General features: G+C 62.2%; 18 protein-coding genes. 10 read left to right on the plus strand and 8 right to left on the minus strand.

From position 1 onward, the window contains the following. Positions 1-25 precede the first annotated feature (25 nt). Positions 26-1789: a cation:proton antiporter gene (locus LQ249_RS00650; protein ID WP_017850037.1), complete on the minus strand. Its 1764-nt coding sequence runs from the start codon at positions 1787-1789 to the stop codon at positions 26-28. Between the two features lie 288 nt (positions 1790-2077). Here LQ249_RS00650 and LQ249_RS00655 point away from each other — a divergent pair, with 288 nt between their 5' ends. After that, the gene (locus LQ249_RS00655) at positions 2078-2563 is read left to right on the plus strand and encodes an acyl-CoA thioesterase (RefSeq protein ID WP_017850038.1); all 486 of its coding nucleotides are present in this window, start codon (positions 2078-2080) and stop codon (positions 2561-2563) included. Positions 2564-2632: 69 nt separating this feature from the next. On the opposite strand, the gene pdxY is transcribed toward LQ249_RS00655, so the two are convergent. Next, entirely contained in the window at positions 2633-3505 is an 873-nt protein-coding gene (gene pdxY, locus LQ249_RS00660) for a pyridoxal kinase PdxY (protein WP_017850039.1), read from the minus strand. Between the two features lie 119 nt (positions 3506-3624). Here pdxY and LQ249_RS00665 point away from each other — a divergent pair, with 119 nt between their 5' ends. Further along, a complete protein-coding gene (locus tag LQ249_RS00665) occupies positions 3625-4017 on the plus strand; it encodes a DUF3301 domain-containing protein (RefSeq protein ID WP_017850040.1) in 393 nt (130 codons plus the stop codon). On the opposite strand, the gene LQ249_RS00670 is transcribed toward LQ249_RS00665, so the two are convergent. The 3 genes from LQ249_RS00670 to zigA are packed head-to-tail and all read right to left on the minus strand — an operon-like array spanning position 4011 to position 6870. Beyond that, positions 4011-4973, minus strand: a complete 963-nt coding sequence (locus tag LQ249_RS00670; protein ID WP_108525805.1) for a CobW-like GTP-binding protein — start codon at positions 4971-4973, stop codon at positions 4011-4013. The genes LQ249_RS00665 and LQ249_RS00670 overlap by 7 nt on opposite strands. Positions 4974-5017: 44 nt before the next feature. Beyond that, on the minus strand, positions 5018-5662 hold the full coding sequence (locus tag LQ249_RS00675; RefSeq protein ID WP_057005203.1) for a DUF1826 domain-containing protein: 645 nt from the start codon (positions 5660-5662) through the stop codon (positions 5018-5020). Next, the gene (zigA, locus tag LQ249_RS00680) at positions 5662-6870 is read right to left on the minus strand and encodes a zinc metallochaperone GTPase ZigA (RefSeq protein WP_046484300.1); all 1209 of its coding nucleotides are present in this window, start codon (positions 6868-6870) and stop codon (positions 5662-5664) included. The genes LQ249_RS00675 and zigA overlap by 1 nt, the downstream gene beginning before the upstream one ends. A gap of 138 nt (positions 6871-7008) precedes the next feature. Here zigA and LQ249_RS00685 point away from each other — a divergent pair, with 138 nt between their 5' ends. After that, positions 7009-7377 carry a glutamine synthetase gene (locus tag LQ249_RS00685; protein ID WP_108525801.1) on the plus strand — a complete coding sequence of 123 codons (369 nt, stop codon included), beginning with the start codon at positions 7009-7011 and terminating at the stop codon, positions 7375-7377. On the opposite strand, the gene LQ249_RS00690 is transcribed toward LQ249_RS00685, so the two are convergent. After that, positions 7374-8576, minus strand: coding sequence for an N-acetylmuramoyl-L-alanine amidase (locus LQ249_RS00690; RefSeq protein ID WP_232566111.1), 1203 nt, complete (start codon positions 8574-8576; stop codon positions 7374-7376). The genes LQ249_RS00685 and LQ249_RS00690 overlap by 4 nt on opposite strands. 129 nt (positions 8577-8705) lie before the next feature. Between LQ249_RS00690 and folE2 the strand changes: the two genes are divergently transcribed. Genes folE2 through LQ249_RS00720 form a run of 6 tightly spaced genes read left to right on the plus strand, consistent with a single transcriptional unit; the run spans position 8706 to position 13915 of the window. Further along, on the plus strand, positions 8706-9596 hold the full coding sequence (gene folE2 / locus LQ249_RS00695; protein WP_017850046.1) for a GTP cyclohydrolase FolE2: 891 nt from the start codon (positions 8706-8708) through the stop codon (positions 9594-9596). Continuing rightward, on the plus strand, positions 9593-10261 hold the full coding sequence (locus LQ249_RS00700; RefSeq protein WP_201021664.1) for a metal ABC transporter ATP-binding protein: 669 nt from the start codon (positions 9593-9595) through the stop codon (positions 10259-10261). Before folE2 ends, LQ249_RS00700 begins: the two co-directional genes overlap by 4 nt. Beyond that, positions 10261-11127: a metal ABC transporter permease gene (locus tag LQ249_RS00705; RefSeq protein WP_017850048.1), complete on the plus strand. Its 867-nt coding sequence runs from the start codon at positions 10261-10263 to the stop codon at positions 11125-11127. The genes LQ249_RS00700 and LQ249_RS00705 overlap by 1 nt, the downstream gene beginning before the upstream one ends. A gap of 11 nt (positions 11128-11138) precedes the next feature. After that, the gene (locus tag LQ249_RS00710; protein ID WP_017850049.1) at positions 11139-12017 is read left to right on the plus strand and encodes a metal ABC transporter substrate-binding protein; all 879 of its coding nucleotides are present in this window, start codon (positions 11139-11141) and stop codon (positions 12015-12017) included. Further along, a complete protein-coding gene (locus LQ249_RS00715) occupies positions 12014-12574 on the plus strand; it encodes a gamma carbonic anhydrase family protein (protein WP_017850050.1) in 561 nt (186 codons plus the stop codon). Before LQ249_RS00710 ends, LQ249_RS00715 begins: the two co-directional genes overlap by 4 nt. A 3-nt stretch (positions 12575-12577) precedes the next feature. Next, entirely contained in the window at positions 12578-13915 is a 1338-nt protein-coding gene (locus LQ249_RS00720) for a dihydroorotase (RefSeq protein WP_232566112.1), read from the plus strand. Here the strand turns inward: LQ249_RS00720 and LQ249_RS00725 are convergent. Then, a complete protein-coding gene (locus tag LQ249_RS00725) occupies positions 13912-14433 on the minus strand; it encodes a DUF3617 domain-containing protein (RefSeq protein ID WP_017850052.1) in 522 nt (173 codons plus the stop codon). The two genes, LQ249_RS00720 and LQ249_RS00725, sit on opposite strands and share 4 nt — an antisense overlap. A gap of 130 nt (positions 14434-14563) precedes the next feature. Between LQ249_RS00725 and cls the strand changes: the two genes are divergently transcribed. Beyond that, positions 14564-16003, plus strand: a complete 1440-nt coding sequence (gene cls, locus LQ249_RS00730; protein WP_046484309.1) for a cardiolipin synthase — start codon at positions 14564-14566, stop codon at positions 16001-16003. A gap of 985 nt (positions 16004-16988) precedes the next feature. Here cls and cfaB read toward each other — a convergent pair. Continuing rightward, positions 16989-18173 carry a C17 cyclopropane fatty acid synthase CfaB gene (gene cfaB / locus LQ249_RS00735; protein WP_026140407.1) on the minus strand — a complete coding sequence of 395 codons (1185 nt, stop codon included), beginning with the start codon at positions 18171-18173 and terminating at the stop codon, positions 16989-16991. Positions 18174-18195 lie beyond the last annotated feature (22 nt).

Consider the following 18195-nt stretch of genomic DNA (forward strand, 5'->3'; position numbering starts at 1 on the left):
TCGCGCGCGGGGCGGCCCAGCCTCCTCAGTGTTCCGGCGTATCCTTGTGGTTATCCAGAGTCTCCAGCAAAGCGACCTGCATCCGCGTATGCACGCGGATGAACCACCGCCAGAGCACGGCCGCCACCGCCGCCGCGACCACGGCGATCAGCACCAGCAACTTGTTGGTCGGCAGAATACTCGCCGACAACGCCGCCAATAGCAGGAAGATCACCAGCAACGACAAAATCGGGATCACCTCGGCGATCACCCGACGCACGCGCTGGGTATGCCGCCCGGCCATTTCCGGCTTGACGCTCATCTCCGCCAGCAGCATCGACAGCGCCTTGAGCTTGCGGTACGCCGCAATCAGGAACGGCAGCGACAACAGCAACGCCGCGCCCCAGATCAACGCCTTCTGCCAGCTTGGATCACTGATCCAGCCCTCCAGATACCCGCCGATTCGCAGCGCGAAGTAACTGCCGGTAAAGAAGATCGCCACCACCAGCGCCAGGTTCACCCCCACTTGCAGCACGATTTTGCGGATCATCGACGCCAGCAGCGCCCCCTCGCCGTGGGGCTGAATGCTGCGCAGCCATTCGCCATAGAGGCCAAATACCCGGCTCATGCGCTTGGGCATCACGGCGGCAATCTTCAGCGACAATGGGTCGGCGCCGCGAATCAGGTATGGGGTGAGCAATGTGGTGATCGCCGACACCGCGACCGCCACCGGGTAGAGGAAGTCGCTGGTCACCTGCAAGGTCATGCCGAGCGCCGCGATGATGAAGGAAAACTCACCAATTTGTGACAGCCCCATCCCAACGCGCAACGAGGTGCGGCCGTCATTGCCGGCGATAAACGCGCCCATGCCGCAGGACAACATCTTGCCCAGCACCACGGCCACGCTGATCACGGCAATCGGCCAGGCATATTGCAGCAGGATCTGCGGGTCGATCATCAAGCCAATGGCGACAAAGAAGATTGCGCTGAACATGTCGCGAACCGGCTCGATCAGGCGCTCGATCTTAATCAACTGGCGGGATTCGGCCATGATCGCGCCGATCAGGAACGCCCCCAGCACCATGCTGTATTCCAGCTTGACCACCAGCAGGCAAAAACCGAAACACAGGCCCAGCACGGTGATCAGCAGCATTTCATTGCTGTCGAACCTGGCCACGTAGGCCAGCAAGCGCGGCACCAGCAAAATCCCGATGACCAGCGCGACGATCATGAACAGCGAGAGCTTACCGACCGTGGAAAACACCTCACCGGAGCTGACCGTGCCACTGACGGCGATGCTCGACAGCAAGGCGATGATGCCGATGCCGAGGATGTCCTCGACGATCAGCACGCCGAAAATCAGTTGGGCGAAGCGCTGGTCTTTCATCTTCAGGTCGTTGAGCGCCTTGACGATGATGGTGGTCGAGGAAATCGCCAGGATCGCGCCGAGGAACAGCGAGTCCATGGTGTTCCAGTCGAACCAGCGGCCGATCTCGTAGCCGATCCAGATCATCAGCACGATTTCCAGGAAGGCCGCGATAAACGCCGTGGCTCCCACCTTGAACAGCTTGCGCAGGCTGAACTCCAGGCCCAGGCAGAACATCAGGAAGATCACCCCCAGTTCGGCGAGGGTCTTGATGGTGTCTTCATCGTGGATCAGGCCGAACGGCGGCGTGTGGGGGCCAATGATGAACCCGGCGACGATGTAACCGAGCACCACCGGCTGCTTGAGGCGATGAAACAGGATAGTCACGACCCCAGCCACCAACATGATCACGGCCAGATCCTGGATAAAGCTGATGGCGTGCATGGCGAGGGGCTCCTTGAGGGTACTGGCGCTTTTCCCACGTCCACCGCGCCTTTGAAACTTCGTAAAGAGCGGAAGGAAAAGTCTGCCTTGATCGTAAGAAATGCCCTTAGAAAGGCTTTTGAAGGTTAACACCGCGACTTCCGCCGAAAAGCCGGTGCAATATATGGAAACAGATCGCTGCAGGCGTGACGGCAAGCCGCCTACCGGCGTCCCGTAAGAGATGGCGCTGCAATGACTCGAGCATCCACAGAGGTGCCTCCCCACCAATGCCTAACCCGTGAGTGTGCTATGGAACCCGGAAACGCCCAGCTGTCGATGACGGTACTGATGACCCCTGATATGGCCAACTTCTCAGGCAATGTCCATGGCGGCACCCTGCTCAAGTACCTCGACGAAGTGGCCTACGCCTGCGCGAGCCGTTATGCCGGGCGTTATGTCGTGACCTTGTCGGTGGACCAAGTGATTTTTCGCGAACCGATCCACGTCGGCGAGTTGGTGACCTTCCTCGCATCGGTCAACTACACCGGCCACACCTCGATGGAGGTGGGCATCAAGGTGGTGACCGAAAACATCCGCGAGCGCTCTGTGCGCCATACCAACAGTTGCTTCTTCACCATGGTCGCCGTGGACGACCAGCGCAAACCCGCCGCCGTGCCGCAACTGCAACCGCACAACAGCGAAGACCGCCGCCGGTTTGCGCAGGCGCAGCAACGCCGGCAGATCCGCCAGGAGTTGGAAAAGCGCTACCAGGAAATCAAAGCCGACGCGCTGTAAGCACCAGGCTGTATACCCAAGCAAAATGTGGGAGGGGGCTTGCTCCCTCCCACGTTGGGTTTTGTGTAGTTACAGGCCGATCGGCGTGGCCTCGAAACGCACGCGGGGATGGGCGATGCGATCCTGGGCACGTACCAGCTCCAGTTCATAACTGGCGCAGGCCTGGGTTTCCAGCAGCACTTCATGCACCGCCGCCGCGGTGAACTCGAAAGCGGCCACCAGGCTGTCGCCCAACAATACCCGCGCCAGGAACAACCCTGAGGTCAGGTCGCCCACGCCCACCGGCTGGCGGGGAAACGCCAGCAGCGGCCGACGCAGGTGCCAGCTGCCTTCGGCTGTCACCAGCAGCATCTCAAAGCCTTCCGGCAATTTGCCCGGGTAATCCAGGTGCTTGACCAGCACGGCCTTGGGGCCGCGTGCCAGCAGGGCTTTGGCCATGCCCAGGCAGTCGAACAGCGATTGCGGCTTGCGCCCGGAAAAGCTGTCCAGTTCCAGCTGGTTGGGGCACAGGAAGTCGGCCATGGCAGCGGCTTCGTCCAACAGAAAATCACTGACTTCCTGCGGCACGATGCAGCCCTTTTCCGGGTGGCCCATCACCGGGTCGCACAGGTACAGGGCCTTGGGGTTGATCGCCTTGATCCGCGCCACGCCGGTGAGGATCGCCCGGCCCTGAGCCGCGCTGCCGAGGTAGCCGGAGAGTATGGCGTCGCAGTTGCCCAATTCACCGATGGCCGCAATACCCTCCACCAGCGCTGGAATCTGCTGCGGCGCTAACACTTCGCCCGTCCACTGGCCATACTGGGTGTGGTTGGAGAATTGCACCGTGTTGAGCGGCCACACGTTCACCCCGACCCGCTGCATGGGGAACACGGCGGCGCTGTTTCCGGCGTGGCCAAAGACCACATGAGACTGGATCGCAAGCAGATGAGGTGTGCGTTTCATGCAGGGGATTTCCGTAAAACCATTGAAATTCTGGTCGCGCAGTATGCGACCAAACACAGCCTGTACGACAGGCTAACGACACAGTTAAGCTGCTCTCACTTCGTTGGAGTTTTTTTCGCATGCTGACCCTGGGAAACATCTTCGTGTTGATGCTGCTGGCGACCGGCGCCGCCTGGGTATGGCACAACCACGGCCTGCGCGAGCGCGCGTTGGAGCGGGTCAAGCAGCATTGCGCCAAGCTCGATATCGAGTTGCTCGACGGTGCCGTGGCCTTGAAACGCATCGGTTTTGTGAAGGATGCCAAAGGACGGCGACGCCTGGCGCGCATCTACAATTTCGAATTCACCGTGACCGGCGAAACCCGCCACCCCGGGACCATCACCCAGTTCGGCGCCCACAGCGCGCAGATCGAACTGGCGCCCTACCCGTTCGAAATCAAGACGCCGCTACCCAGCGCCGACGTGATCGAACTCAGCCAGTGGCGCCAGGACCACGCCAAGCACCGTCAATGACGGCAGGCGGCCAGCGCCTGCTGTAGCGCGGCCACGTCCTGTGGCGCGCTGAAAATCAGTTCGATACGCGAATCACGCCGCCATTCGCTGGGTTGCCAGACGAGTGGGCTGTTATCCACAGCGTTGCCGGAGATCCAGCCGTCGGTGCTGTGGATAACCAGTTTGGCGCGGCGCCAATCCAGGTGTGTCAGCCATTGCGCCAGGCGCTGGTGATCGAATGACTGGCTCGGATGCCAGCGCCAACCGATGCTCCAGCCGCCCTCCTGGGCCTGGCTCAAGCAGATCGGCAACGCAGGATCGCTCCACACCGCCGGCATTTGCGCCACGCCCTTGGGCGCCACGAAGTTATCCACAGCCGCTGCAGCCTGTGCGTTCAGGCCTGGCAAAAGCTGCAGTGGCAATTGCGCCTGACGCGTCCAGTAAAACGGAACCTCGACTAACTGTCGTTCGATCGCCTCGCGCTGTGCGGCGTCCAACGTCTCATCCTTGTTCAGGACCAACAGGCCGGCGCTGGCGAGTGCTTCGCGCTGCGCCTCCGGCAATGGTTTGCCCGCCGCCAGGGCTTGCGCATCCAGCACCAGCACGCAGGGCTGAACCGCGAGCACATCCTGCCATGGCGCCTCGCGCAATTGCTTGAGCACCTGCACCGGGTGCCCGAGCCCCGAAGGTTCGATAAACAGGCGGTCCGGCTTGGCCTTACGCAGCAAGCGGCCCAGTCCGACCTGGAACGGCGCACCATTCACACAGCACAAGCAGCCACCCGCCACTTCGCCCAGGGCAATGCCGTCGTCGGCCTGGGTCAGCAAGGCCGCATCCAGACCGATCTGCCCGAATTCGTTGATCAACACCGCCCAGCGCTCGTTGGCCGGGCGTTGGGCGAGCAGGTGTTTGATCAGGCTGGTCTTGCCGGCGCCCAGGGGCCCGGCAATCACATGAGTAGGAATGTTCTGCAGCATAGAGGGCATCATTCAAGCCGTGTAGAGCGTTTGATCCTACGCGGTTATGCCAGCCAATCCAGCGTCAGAATTAACCGTCGCTCATCGGCTTTAAGCTGCGGCGAGCGGTGAATCAGGCCGTGAGCTTCGTTGCCATGCCACTTCGTCCCTTTGAGCAACGCCACTTCGCCGCAGTGAATCTGCTCGATACGCTCGCTGGGCTCGGCATCCGCCTGGCCCAACTGGCGGCGGTCCATCACGCCTTCGCGCAACCATTGGCTGCCGATGCCGGCATAGGTGGTGATCAGGCGCACGGGCACATGGTCGACGTGAAAGCGCGGGCACATGGCTTTGTCCAACAGGCGCAAACGCACGCCGATCCGACGGGCGCCAAGCAGGCAGGCAAACGCGCCGATCAGCCACGACACATCGGCGATAAACCCTTCGTAACCCTCAAGATCGCGGCAGCAGGCGGCTAATCCCTGCACGTTCGGCACCGCGTCGTCGCTGGCCAACTCGATGACCAGCGACTCGGCCAACGGCTCGTCGAGCGCCACCAGCAAGGCGCCGAACTCGGCGATGTGCAACGGCAATTGACGCTGCCACAGCGCCAGGTTGACGCCGTCTTCGAGAATCTCGGACAGCGCCAGCGGGGTGTCGCCGCAGGTCTGGCGGATCACCGGGCGCAGGGGGATGAGCGGTGCCAGCATCAGGCGGCCGCCTCTTCATACCAAGGGCCAAAAGGATCGGCCAGCAAGCGCCATGCGTCGACGCCCAGGGCCATTTCTTCATCGGTCAGCAGGCAGGCGTCCAGTTCGGTACGCATCTGCGCGAAGTCGATGTTCTGCCCGATGAACACCAGTTCCTGACGGCAATCGCCGGTGCTTGCTTGCCAGTGGCCCATGATCGCGGCGACGCTTTCTTCGTCCTGCGGCCACTGGCTTTTCGGCACAAAACGCCACCAGCGTCCGGCAAAGCCATGGCGCATCAGGCCGCCGGCCTGGGACCAACTGCCGGCGTCCTGCGGCTTGCTGGCCAGCCAGAAAAAGCCCTTGGAACGCAGGAGTTTGCCGTTCACCCAAGGGCGGTCGATAAACTCGAAAAAGCGCTGCGGATGGAACGGACGGCGCGCGCGGTAAGCCGTGGAGGCGATGCCGTACTCTTCGGTTTCCGGCACATGCTCGCCGCGCAGTTCCTGCAGCCAGCCGGGGGCCTGGGCGGCACGTTCGAAGTCGAAGCGGCCGGTGTTGAGGATTTTGTTCAGCGGCACTTCGCCCATGACCATCGGAATGATCTCGGCCTGGGCGTTCAGGCGTTCGAGGATGGCCATCAGTTCCTCACGTTCGTGGCGGCCGATCAGGTCGATTTTGCTGATCAGGATGACGTCGGCAAATTCGATCTGCTCGATCAACAGGTCGGTGATCGAGCGTTCGTCTTCTTCGCCAAGGGTTTCGCCCCGCGACGCGAGGCTTTCGGCGGCCTGATAGTCGAGCAGGAAGTTCATGCCGTCGACCACGGTGACCATGGTGTCCAGGCGCGCGATATCGGCCAGGCTCTGCTCGTTTTCATCGCGAAAGGTGAAGGTTTCGGCCACGGGCAACGGCTCGGAGATGCCGGTGGATTCGATCAACAGGTAATCGAAGCGACCGTCCCTGGCGAGTTTTCCGACCTCTTCGAGCAGGTCTTCACGCAAGGTGCAGCAGATGCAGCCGTTGCTCATCTCCACCAGTTTTTCTTCGGCTCGGTTGAGGGTGACGTCGCGCTGCACCTCGCCGCCGTCGATGTTGATTTCGCTCATGTCGTTGACGATCACCGCCACCCGCAGGTTGTCGCGGTTGCGCAGGACATAGTTGAGCAGCGTACTTTTACCGGCGCCGAGAAAGCCGGACAACACGGTAACGGGGAGACGATTGGGCATCAGGTCATTCTCATCAGGCCGCCCGTTCAAGCCGGGCTGTACTTAATGTTATATTATAACAACACAAATAAGCCAATCCCCCGCTTGCTCATCATGACCAACGGAGCAATGCTGGCGCCTGTCTACATCGAGAAACCTATGAAATATCTACTCTGTAGCCTGCTGTTGCTCATCACGACCCAGGCCTGTGCCCAGGTGCCGAGCCTGTCGGCCAATTGCACGCGCAGCGCCAACCTGCTGGCCTGCGTCGATCCGCTGGGCAATGCCTACAGCGTGGCAACGGTTGGCAGCACCACGTATCTGCGCGGTTTCGAGGCGATCGGCAGGCGCTATTGGGCGCAAACCAACAGCCGCTACGGGCAACTGACGTTCTTCACCGGCTTGGCCTCGGACGGTGAAGCGTGGGTCGGCTACACGCGGCGTGTGGGCTGGACCACGATCAACCGGTTTTCCAGCTCCGGTGGCGCCAGCGCCACGTTCACCTGCAGCCGTGTGACCGGCTGTTAGGCCTGGTTGTGTTTCTGTTCCTGGACCCAAGCCATGTAGCTGTTCACCGGCGGGTTCTTCTGGAAATAGCGCTGCAGGCCGGCGAACAAACCCTCCGCCACCGCCTGTTGATGCCGCGCCGTGACCAGCCGCGCACTGTCCCGCGCATTGGAGATAAACCCGGTCTCCACCAGGATCGACGGTACATCCGGTGACTTGAGCACCGCGAACCCGGCCTGTTCCACACGCTTCTGATGCAACGAGGTGATGCCTTCCAGGCTACCCAGGATCGAGCTGCCCAGTTGCAGGCTGGAAGCGATGGTGGCGTTCATCGACATGTCGAGAATCACCCCGGCCAGCATCGGGTCCTTGTCCTTGAGGTTCAGCAGACTGGTGGCGCCCAGCAGGTCGGCGCCGTTTTCCCGTTGCGCCATGAACCGCGCCGTGGCCGAGGTGGCACCGCCTTCGGACAAGGCATACACCGAAGCCCCCGACGCGGTGATCCGTGGTGCCGCATCCGCATGCACCGAGATAAACATGTCGGCGTTGTGTTTGTGGGCGATCTCCACGCGCTTGCGCAGCGGCACGAAGAAGTCATCGTTGCGCACCAGCTTCACATCGAAACCTTTCTCGCGCTTCAAGCGTTTGGCCAGCAATTGCGCAATGGACAGCACCACGTCTTTTTCGCGCTGGCCCTTGGAACCAATAGCGCCGGGGTCCTTGCCGCCGTGGCCGGGGTCGACCACCACGATGATGTCGCGCTTGGGGTGCGCCCTGTCGACCAGCGGCCGGGGTGCGGCCGCTATCGCGTGAGGCACCTGGGTGGCGCTGGTGAGATCAAGCACCAGGCGGTGCCCTTGCCCATCCTGGGGCGGCAACAAAAAGCTGGTGAGCTGCATCGGTGTGGCGAGGTCCAGCACGATGCGCGTATCCGCCTTGCCGAAGTGCCCAGAGCGAATCGAGGTGATCCCGCTGTTTTTCAAGACCAACTGAGAGAAGTCGCCACTGAGCCCGGCGCCGCTCAGGTCGATGATCAGGCGTTCCGGCGCGGTCAGGGAAAAAGTCTTGTAGTTCACCGGGCCACTGAGGTCGAACACCAGCCGCAGCTTGTCGTCCGAGCGCCACAGGCGGGCGTTGCGAATCTGCGTGGCCGACGCGGTGAAGGGCAAGGTGAACAGCGGGCTGACCAGGAGCAGGTTGAGGAGCTGACGTCTGTGCATGACAAATACCGCAAATAAAGGAGCGTCCTTACTCGACATGACTGAAAAAAGGCCGGAGCAGAAAATTCATCGTCGACTCAATAGTTATAATATAACATGTCTTTTTTATCGCCAACGATGGACCTGCTCATGAATGCGCTGACTCTGCCGGATATCGCCGCGCAGGCTTCACGCCAAGCCTTGCCGCTCGACTGGGTGGGCATGTGCGGCATCGCCTTGCCTATTTTGATCGACGACCAACGCCTCGCCGCCACGGCCGATGCCGGCGTCAGCCTGGACGACGGTGCCGCCCGTGGCATTCATATGTCGCGCCTGTACCTGGCGCTGGAGATGCTCGACCAGCAGCCACTGACTCCGGCACTTCTGCGTAAGGTACTGCAGCGTTTTCTCGACAGTCATGAAGGTTTATCTAATAACGCCTACCTGCGTATCCACACCGATCTGCTGCTCAAGCGCCCGGCATTGGTCAGCCCACTGGCTGGCTGGAAGGGCTACCCGGTGAGTATCGAAGCGCGCGTGGAAAACCAGATGTTCCACGTGGAACTAAACATTGAGGTGACTTATTCCTCAACCTGCCCGTGCTCGGCGGCCCTCGCCAGGCAGTTGATTCAGCAGCAATTTCTCGAAGATTTCGGCAACACGCCGTTGCAGCATGCCGATGTGCTGACCTGGCTCGGCAGCGCCAACGGCATCGTCGCCACGCCCCACAGCCAGCGCAGCAGCGCGCAACTGCGCGTCCAGTTACGCGGCGAGCAGCTGGCGCTGACCGAGTTGATCAATACCGCCGAAGCCGCCCTCGGCACCGCCGTGCAAACCGCGGTGAAACGTGCGGACGAACAAGCCTTCGCCCTGGCCAACGGGCAGAACCTGATGTTCTGCGAAGACGCCGCCCGCCGCCTGAACCTCGCCTTGAAACGCTCGGATGCCGTCCAAGCCTTCCACCTCAAAGTGATCCACGCCGAAAGCCTGCACGCGCACGATGCCGTGGCTGAAAGCCGTTGGACGAGACACTCAGCATGATCACCTGCACCGCTTTGCGCTGGGGTGCCCCCGGCCAACCCCTGACACCCGCCGTGGACTTCACCCTGGAAACCGGCAGCCTTACTGGTGTGATCGGCCCCAACGGCTGCGGTAAAAGCAGCCTGCTCAAAGTCATCGCCGGCCTGCAAAAACCGCTGGCGGGCAAAATCCGCGTGGATGTGCCGCGTCGCGGCGGCGTGTCCTTCCTGCCCCAGCAACAACACCTCGATCGGCAGTTCCCCATCAGCTTGCAAGAGCTGGTCGCCGCCGGTTTCTGGGGCACCCGACTCACCCCGCAACAACGCAGCGAACGCCTGCACGCCGTGTTGGAAGACTGGTGCCTCAGCGGCCTGGAACAGCGCCCGTTGATGGCCTTGTCCGGCGGCGAACTGCAACGCGCCCTGCTCGCCCGCATGAGCTTGGCCGAAGCGCCGGTGTTGCTGCTCGACGAACCCCACGCCGCCCTCGACGAAGACGGCCAGGCCCTGTGCTGGAAACATATCCACGCCTGGCATGACGAGGGCCGCACGGTGGTCGTGGTCTGTCATGACTTGGCCTCCGTGCGTCAACACACCCAGCAAGTGGTGCAGATCAAAAGCACGGGCTGCCTGTTCGGGCCGAGCAAAGAACTGATCCGCCCGCAACCGCACATGCAGGTGGCCTGATGCACTTCACCGCCCACCTGTGGATGCCGTTTCTCGACTTCGTGTTCATGCGCCGCGCCTTGATCGGCGGCCTAGTGCTCGCTTGCAGCACCGCGCCGCTGGGGGTGTTCCTGATCCTGCGGCGCATGAGCCTGATCGGTGACGCCGTCGCCCACGGCATCCTGCCCGGTGCCGCCCTGGGTTTCTGGTTCGCCGGCCTGAGCCTGCCCGCGCTGACCATCGGCGGCCTCGGCGCCGGCCTGAGCATGGCGGGGTTGGCCGCGTGGATCACCCGTCGCACCGGCCTGCGCGAAGACGCCAGCCTGGCCGCCATCTACCCCATCTCCCTCGCCGCCGGTGTGCTGATCCTCGGCCTTGCCGGCAAGCGCCTGGACCTGCTGCACCTGCTGTTCGGCTCGGCCCTGGCCGTCGACGAAACCACCTTGACCGGCATGCTCTGGGTCTCCGGTTTCAGCCTGGTCGCCATGGTGCTGATCTACAAACCGCTGCTGCTGGACACCCTCGACCCGCTGTTCCTGCAAACCGTCAGCCGCCTCGGCCCATTGGCCCACGGGCTGTTTTTGACCCTGGTGGTGCTGAACCTGGTGATCGGTTTCCAGGCCATCGGCGCGCTGATGGTGGTGGGTTTGATGATGTTGCCGGCCATCGCGTCCCGCTTCTGGAGCCGGCGCTTGCCGGTGCTGATCGCGGTATCGGCAGTGCTGGGATGCCTGTCGGTGTGGCTTGGCTTGTTGCTCTCGTTCTACTACTCACTGCCCAGCGGCCCGGCGATTGTGCTGGTGGCTGGCGGTGGGTACCTGCTGTCCGTGATCTTCGGTCCGGTGCATGGCTTGCTGCGCCGCCCGCCCTTGCTGTCATCCCAATGAGGTGTCTCCCGATGCGTGCTCTACTCGTGTTGTTCAGTCTGCTACTGCCGTTGTCCATGGCCCAGGCCGCCGACAAACTCCAGGTGGTGACCAGCTTCAGTATTCTCGACGACATTACCCACCAGATCGGTGGCGAACACATCCAGATCAGCAACATGGTCGGCCCCGACGCCGACGCTCATACCTACGAGCCGACCCCGGACGACGCCAAGGCGCTGCTCAAGGCCAAGCTGATCATTAAAAATGGCCTCGGCTTCGAGCCGTGGCTGGACCGCCTGGTGACCAGCACCGAAACCCGCGCCACCGTGGTTACCGCCAGTAAAGGCGTGATTTCCCACACCATGGAAGAAGACGGCGAAACCATCCCGGACCCGCACGCCTGGCATAACCTGGCCAACGCCGAAATCTATGTGAACAACATCACCAAGGCGCTGGTGGCCGCCGACCCAGCCAACCAGGCCGACTACCTGCGCAACAGCCAGGCGTACCTGAAAGACATCTACCGTTTGCTCGCCGAGGCCAAGGCCAAGTTCGGCGCACTGCCAGCAGGCAACCGCCGCATCGTCACCTCCCATGACGCGTTCGGCTACCTGGGCCAGGCCTATGGCATCCAGTTCCTCGCGCCTCAGGGTTTGTCCACCGAGCGTGAGCCTTCCGCCGCCGAAGTCGCCGCGCTGATCACTCAGATCCGCAAGGACAAGGTCAAAGCCGTGTTCATTGAAAACATCAAGGACTCGCGCCTGCTCAAACAGATCGCCAGCGAAAGCGGCGCGCAGATCGGCGGCACGCTGTATTCCGACGCCCTCGCCGCAGAAGGCCCGGCCAGCACCTTTATCGGGCTGTTCGAATACAACCTCAACACCCTGTGCGCCGCGTTGGGCAAACCATGATCCGCAAGAACCCATCCGGTGATCTGCCGGTGATTGCCGAATCGGCCTACGTCGATAAAACCGCGATCATCTGCGGCAAGGTCATCATCGGTGAGAACGTATTCGTCGGCCCCTACGCCGTGATCCGCGCGGACGAAGTCGACGCCAGCGGCGACATGGACCCGATCACCATCGGCGCCAACTCCAATATCCAGGACGGCGTGGTGATCCACTCCAAATCCGGCGCGGCGGTGACTATCGGCGAGTTCACTTCCATCGCCCACCGCTCCATCGTCCACGGCCCCTGCAGCGTCGGCGACCGCGTGTTCATCGGCTTCAACAGCGTGTTGTTCAACTGCGCCGTCGGCGACGGCTGCGTGGTGCGCCACAACTCGGTGGTCGACGGCCGCGACTTGCCCGCCGCGTTCTACGTGCCTTCGACCACCCGCATCGGGCCCAACACCGACCTGTCGCAATTCCCGCCGGTGAGCGTCAGCGCGTCGGAGTTTTCCGAGGACGTAGCGCGTACCAACGTCGATCTGGTGCAGGGTTACAAAGCCCTGCAAAACGAGTTCTGAAGCATGAGCCGCCTGTTGATCCGCAACGCCCGACTGGTGAATGAAGGCCAGGTATTCGACGCCGACGTGCTGGTCGCCCATGGCCGTATCGAGAAGATCGCCAGCAGCATCACGGGGCACACGGCGCCTGTGGAAATCGACGCCCACGGTCAATGGCTGCTGCCGGGGATGATCGATGACCAGGTTCACTTTCGCGAACCCGGCGCGCCGGACAAAGGCGGTTTCTACAGCGAATCCCGTGCAGCGGTGGCCGGCGGCATCACCAGTTTCATGGACATGCCCAACACCCGGCCGGCCACCCTCACCCTGGAAGCGCTGGCCGACAAAAAACGCCGCGCCGTCCAGCACTCGGTGGCCAACTACGGTTTTCACTTCGGCGTCAGCAACGACAACCTCGACACCGTCGCCGCGCTCGACCCGCGGCAAGTGGCCGGGGTCAAAGTGTTCATGGGCGCGTCCACCGGCAACATGCTGGTGGACGATCCACGGATTCTGGAGCGCCTGTTCGCCGATGTGCCGACGATCCTGCTGGCCCACTGCGAACACACGCCGAGTATCCAGGCCAACGAACAGCGCTTGCGCGAGCGTTTCGGCGACAACCTCCCTGCCGCCGCCCACCCGCTGATCCGCGATGCCGAAGCCTGTTATCGCTCGTCTTCACTGGCGGTGGAACTGGCCAAGCGCCACGGCACGCGCCTGCATGTGTTGCACCTGAGCAGCGCCCGCGAGTTGGCGTTGTTCGAAGACCAGCCGCTGGCGCAGAAACGCATCACCGCCGAGGTCTGCGTCCATCACCTGTTGTTCGACGACCGCGACTATCACCGCCTGGGCCACCAGATCAAATGCAACCCGGCGATCAAGACCCGCGCCGACCGCGACGCCTTGCGCCTGGCCCTGCTCGGCGAGCGGCTGGATGTGATCGGCACCGACCATGCACCGCATACCTGGGCGCAAAAGCAGTTGGCGTATGGTGAGGCGCCGTCGGGTTTGCCCCTGGTGCAACATGCGTTGCCGGCGTTACTGGAGTTGGTGGCCGATGGGCTGCTGCCGCTGACCACCCTGGTGGCGAAAACCAGTCATCGCGTCGCCGACCTGTTCGCGATCCCGGACCGTGGCTACCTGCGTGAAGGCTATTGGGCCGACCTGGTGCTGATCAAACCCGAACCCGAAGGCAAGCCGGTCAGCAGCCAGCCGATCCTGGCGCGCTGCGGCTGGACACCGTTCGCCGAGCGCCGCTTTCGCCACAGCGTCAGCACCACTCTGGTGTCGGGCCAATTGGCCTGGCACACCGGCCAGGTGGTCGACAGCTGCCAGGGCCTGCCCCTGCACTTTCAGCGTTAAGCGCGTGGTTTGACGCTGCCGCAGTTTTCCCCCAGCCACTGGGCGTGACTGTCCAGGCTGCCCTTCTGCTGAATGCCGGTGGCATTGAAGGTGCCGTTGACCGTGGTGGTGAATTCCTTCTGGCTCTGGAAGGTGGCCACGCCGGTGCCCTGGGCTTTCGGGCAGCTGAAACGGAATTTCCACTGGTTGCCGCTCTTGTCGGTCACTTGCTGTTTGCAGCCCGACTGCGGATCGGTCAGCGGGATCGCGTCGGAGGCGACCTGGGCGGGGGTGAGGCACACCTGCACGCCTTTACCGGCCATGGTGATGCCTTGTTTCTCCAGCATGGCGCGCTGTTCGGGGGTCATTTGTTGCTTGAGCTGACCGAGGATCAATGACAAATCCGGCAGGTCCTGGTTATCCACTTTCATGTTGCTCGTGGTCAATTCCCACAAACCAGGCGCCAGCATCTGCGCCTGGGCCGCCACGGGCAGCGACAAACCAATAACCATGGCCAAACCTAGCAGACGAGCATTCATCGGGTAACTCCTGGATAATTGTGGGCATTAGACGCCACAAAAGCGCCAGTGTTGCACGGCAAATAAAATAGCGACATTCCTGACCGAACATGGTCTGTTAGGCACTGGATTGCCTGGAGTACCATCGTCCATGGATTTTTTTGGCCCGCACCTGCTCGCCTACTTCATCGCCACGCTGCATTTTCTCGGGACGCTCGCCGCGATCCATGCAGTGCTGACCGTCAGGACCGCCCAAGGCTCGATTGCCTGGGCGTTGTCGCTGATGTTCATACCCTACCTCACACTGATCCCGTACCTGATCTTCGGCCGCAGCACCTTCGATGCGTACATCCAGGCGCGGCGCCAGGCCAACCAGGAAATGCACACTGCGATCAACGAGCTGAACTGGCGCCCGTGGGTCGAGGAAGCCCTGGCCGCGCGCAACTCCAGCGCCTACGCCTCCTTGCGGGCGATGCCGAAGCTGGGCCGCATGCCGTGCCTGGCGAATAATGAAGTGCGTTTGCTGATCAATGGTGACGCCACCTTCAGTGCGATCTTCGAGGCAATTCGCCGCGCCAAAACCGCCGTGCTGTTCCAGTTCTTCATCATTCATGACGACGAGCTCGGTCGGCAGTTGCATGCCTTGCTGAAGGAAAAAGCCGCCCAAGGCGTCGCCGTCTACGTGCTCTACGACCGCATCGGCAGCCACGCCCTGCCCTCTCACTATGCACAAACGCTGCGCGACGCCGGGGTGCAGGTCAAGGCGTTCGCCACCCGCAGCGGCTGGCTCAATCGCTTCCAGGTCAACTTCCGCAACCACCGCAAGATCGTGGTGGTGGATGGCATCACCGGGTTTGTCGGCGGGCATAACGTCGGCGATGAATACTTGGGCAAAAAGCCGCCGCTGGCACCGTGGCGCGATACCCATGTGCAGGTCACCGGCCCGGTGGTGGCGTGCCTGCAGGAATCGTTTGCCGAAGACTGGTTCTGGGCGGCGCGGGAACTGCCGCCGCTGATCCTGCCGGACACCTACCCCGAAAACGGCGTGCTCTGCCAATTGCTCGCCAGCGGCCCGGCCGACCCTTATGAAACCTGCTCGCTGTTTTTTGTCGAAGCGATCCACGCCGCGACCGAACGGGTGTGGATCACCAGCCCGTATTTCATCCCGGATGAAGCGGTGTTTGCCGCCCTGCGCCTGGCGGTGCTGCGCGGGGTCGACGTGCGCCTGCTACTGCCGTCGCGGCCCGACCACCGCATCGTGTATGCCGCCTCCAGCCTTTACGCGATCGAAGCGGTGCGCGCCGGGGTGCGGGTGTTCCGCTATACGCCGGGGTTTCTGCACCAGAAAGTGGTGTTGGTCGACAGCGAAATCAGCGCCATCGGCAGTGCGAACATGGACAACCGTTCGTTCCGCCTGAATTTCGAGGTGATGTTGCTGACCGTCGATGAAGCCTTCGCCCAGCAAGTGGAACACATGCTGCTCGATGACTTCGCCCTGGCCCATGAAGTCAGCCAGGAAGAAAGCCGCGAAACCCGCCGCCTACAACAACTGGGCATGCGGGTCGCGCGGCTTATCTCACCGATTCTCTAACAGATACTGCGGTAAAAAGTGGGAGGGGGCTTGCCCCCGATAGCGGTGAATCAGTGCCCAATCCGCTAGCTGACACACCGCAATCGGGGGCAAGCCCCCTCCCACACTTGGATCTGCGGGGCTGTGGGAAAATGCTTCAGCGGTAGATATCTTCCCGCGTCCACGGCAGTTCATGGCTGCCATCGGCGAAGGGTTTTGCCGCCAGTATGCGGATCCCACGGCGTGTTTCACCGCTTCACCAACAGACGCTGCGGTAAAAATGTGGGAGGGGGCTTGCCCCTCCCACATTTGGATCTGCAGGGCTGTGGGAAAATGCTTCAGCGGTAGATATCTTCCCGTGTCCACGACAGTTCGTGGCTGCCATCGGCGTGGGGTTTTACCGCCAGTATGCGGATCGCACGGCGTGTTTCACCGCTGCACCAACAGACGCTGCGGTAAAAATGTGGGAGGGGGCTTGCCCCCGATAGCGGTGAATCAGTGCCCAATCCGCCAGCTGACACACCGCTATCGGGGGCAAGCCCCCTCCCACATTTGGATCTGCGGGGCTGTGGGAAAATGCTTCAGCGGTAGATATCTTCCCGTGTCCACGGCAGTTCGTGGCTGCCATCGGCGTGGGGTTTTACCGCCAGTATGCGGATCGCACGGCGTGTTTCACCGCTTCACCAACAGACGCTGCGGTAAAAATGTGGGAGGGGGCTTGCCCCCGATAGCGGTGAATCAGTGCCCAATCCGCTAGCTGACACACCGCAATCGGGGGCAAGCCCCCTCCCACATTTGGATCTGCGGGGCTGTGGGAAAATGCTTCAGCGGTAGATATCTTCCCGCGTCCACGGCAGTTCATGGCTGCCATCGGCGAAGGGTTTTACCGCCAGTATGCGGATCCCACGGCGTGTTTCACCGCTTCACCAACAGACGCTGCGGTAAAAATGTGGGAGGGGGCTTGCCCCCTCCCACATTTGGATCTGCAGGGCTGTGTGAAAATGCTTCAGCGGTAGATATCTTCCCGCGTCCACGGCAGTTCATGGCTGCCATCGGCGTGGGGTTTTACCGCCAGGATCTGGTGCAGGTTAATCCAGCCCCGCGCAAACGCGTAGGCGCAACCGGCCAGGTACAACCGCCAGATGCGCAACGCCTGCGCCGGCACCATCTTCGCCGCCGCTTCCAGGTTGTCTTCCAGGCGTTCGCTCCAGTGGTCCAGGGTGCGTGCGTAGTGCAGGCGCAGGCTTTCCACGTCGACCACTTCGAGCCCGGCTTCGCTGAGTTCGGCGGTCATCATCGCCAGGTGCGGCAGTTCGCCGTTGGGGAAAACGTAGCGCTCGATGAAATCCCCGGCGCCGCGGCCCACGGGGCGTCCGTCGGTGTGCTTGGCGGTGATGCCATGGTTCATCACCAGCCCGCCTTCGCGCACCGCGCCAAACAGGGTTTTGCAGTATTGCGCCAGGTTGGCGTGGCCGACGTGTTCGAACATGCCCACGCTCACCACTTTGTCGAAACGACCGTCCTGGGGCAGGTCACGGTAATCGAGCAGTTGCAGGTCCACCTGATCGTCCAGGCCCTCGGCTTTCACGCGTGCCTTGGCCAGGGCCAGTTGCTCCTTGCTCAGGGTGATGCCGAACACCTTTACCCCGAACTCCCGCGCCGCATACCGCGCCAGCCCGCCCCAACCGCAGCCGACATCGAGCAAATACTCCCCCGGCTGCAAGCGCAACTTGCGGCACAGGTGGCGGAATTTGTCTTGTTGGGCCTGATCGATGGATTCGCTGCCGGTTTCGAAATAACCGCAGGAATACGCCATGTCCTGGTCGAGCCACAGCTGGTAGAACTCGTTGGACAGGTCGTAATGGTAGGAAATCGCCGCTGCGTCAGTGGCCTTGTCGTGGAACGAGCGCACCGGACGATTGCCCCCATCGTCATCGACCAGGGCGTGACTCAACTCGTCACACACCCGGATCACCTCGGAGATGGAGCCTTCCAGCTCCAGTTTGCCCTCGACGAAGGCTTCGCCCAATGAATCGAGCGTGGGATGGGAAAGCTTGGACACAATCGTGGGGTCCTTCACCACGATGGTCACACTGGGCTCAGGGCCCAAGTTGAATTCATGGCCGTCCCAGAGTCGAAGACGCAGCGGTAGCTGAAGATTCTGTAAGGCCGGTGGAAGTTGCGCGAGCATGAGTAGTCCCCCCTTGTTTCAG

Origin of the sequence: Pseudomonas sp. 7-41, assembly GCF_021233075.1 — a bacterium.
In the GTDB taxonomy this organism is placed as follows: domain Bacteria; phylum Pseudomonadota; class Gammaproteobacteria; order Pseudomonadales; family Pseudomonadaceae; genus Aquipseudomonas; species Aquipseudomonas veronii.

What these genes read in the sequence shown, in the direction of transcription:
- LQ249_RS00670 (WP_108525805.1), bottom strand. Translation starts at nt 4,973, where the DNA reads ATGCTGCAGAACATTCCTACTCATGTGATTGCCGGGCCCCTGGGCGCC.
- LQ249_RS00715 (WP_017850050.1), top strand. Translation starts at nt 12,014, where the DNA reads ATGATCCGCAAGAACCCATCCGGTGATCTGCCGGTGATTGCCGAATCG.
- LQ249_RS00685 (WP_108525801.1), top strand. Translation starts at nt 7,009, where the DNA reads ATGAAATATCTACTCTGTAGCCTGCTGTTGCTCATCACGACCCAGGCC.
- pdxY (WP_017850039.1), bottom strand. Translation starts at nt 3,505, where the DNA reads ATGAAACGCACACCTCATCTGCTTGCGATCCAGTCTCATGTGGTCTTT.
- LQ249_RS00700 (WP_201021664.1), top strand. Translation starts at nt 9,593, where the DNA reads ATGATCACCTGCACCGCTTTGCGCTGGGGTGCCCCCGGCCAACCCCTG.
- LQ249_RS00705 (WP_017850048.1), top strand. Translation starts at nt 10,261, where the DNA reads ATGCACTTCACCGCCCACCTGTGGATGCCGTTTCTCGACTTCGTGTTC.
- folE2 (WP_017850046.1), top strand. Translation starts at nt 8,706, where the DNA reads ATGAATGCGCTGACTCTGCCGGATATCGCCGCGCAGGCTTCACGCCAA.
- LQ249_RS00665 (WP_017850040.1), top strand. Translation starts at nt 3,625, where the DNA reads ATGCTGACCCTGGGAAACATCTTCGTGTTGATGCTGCTGGCGACCGGC.
- LQ249_RS00720 (WP_232566112.1), top strand. Translation starts at nt 12,578, where the DNA reads ATGAGCCGCCTGTTGATCCGCAACGCCCGACTGGTGAATGAAGGCCAG.
- LQ249_RS00690 (WP_232566111.1), bottom strand. Translation starts at nt 8,576, where the DNA reads ATGCACAGACGTCAGCTCCTCAACCTGCTCCTGGTCAGCCCGCTGTTC.
- cls (WP_046484309.1), top strand. Translation starts at nt 14,564, where the DNA reads ATGGATTTTTTTGGCCCGCACCTGCTCGCCTACTTCATCGCCACGCTG.
- zigA (WP_046484300.1), bottom strand. Translation starts at nt 6,870, where the DNA reads ATGCCCAATCGTCTCCCCGTTACCGTGTTGTCCGGCTTTCTCGGCGCC.
- LQ249_RS00650 (WP_017850037.1), bottom strand. Translation starts at nt 1,789, where the DNA reads ATGCACGCCATCAGCTTTATCCAGGATCTGGCCGTGATCATGTTGGTG.
- LQ249_RS00675 (WP_057005203.1), bottom strand. Translation starts at nt 5,662, where the DNA reads ATGCTGGCACCGCTCATCCCCCTGCGCCCGGTGATCCGCCAGACCTGC.
- LQ249_RS00655 (WP_017850038.1), top strand. Translation starts at nt 2,078, where the DNA reads ATGGAACCCGGAAACGCCCAGCTGTCGATGACGGTACTGATGACCCCT.
- cfaB (WP_026140407.1), bottom strand. Translation starts at nt 18,173, where the DNA reads ATGCTCGCGCAACTTCCACCGGCCTTACAGAATCTTCAGCTACCGCTG.
- LQ249_RS00710 (WP_017850049.1), top strand. Translation starts at nt 11,139, where the DNA reads ATGCGTGCTCTACTCGTGTTGTTCAGTCTGCTACTGCCGTTGTCCATG.
- LQ249_RS00725 (WP_017850052.1), bottom strand. Translation starts at nt 14,433, where the DNA reads ATGAATGCTCGTCTGCTAGGTTTGGCCATGGTTATTGGTTTGTCGCTG.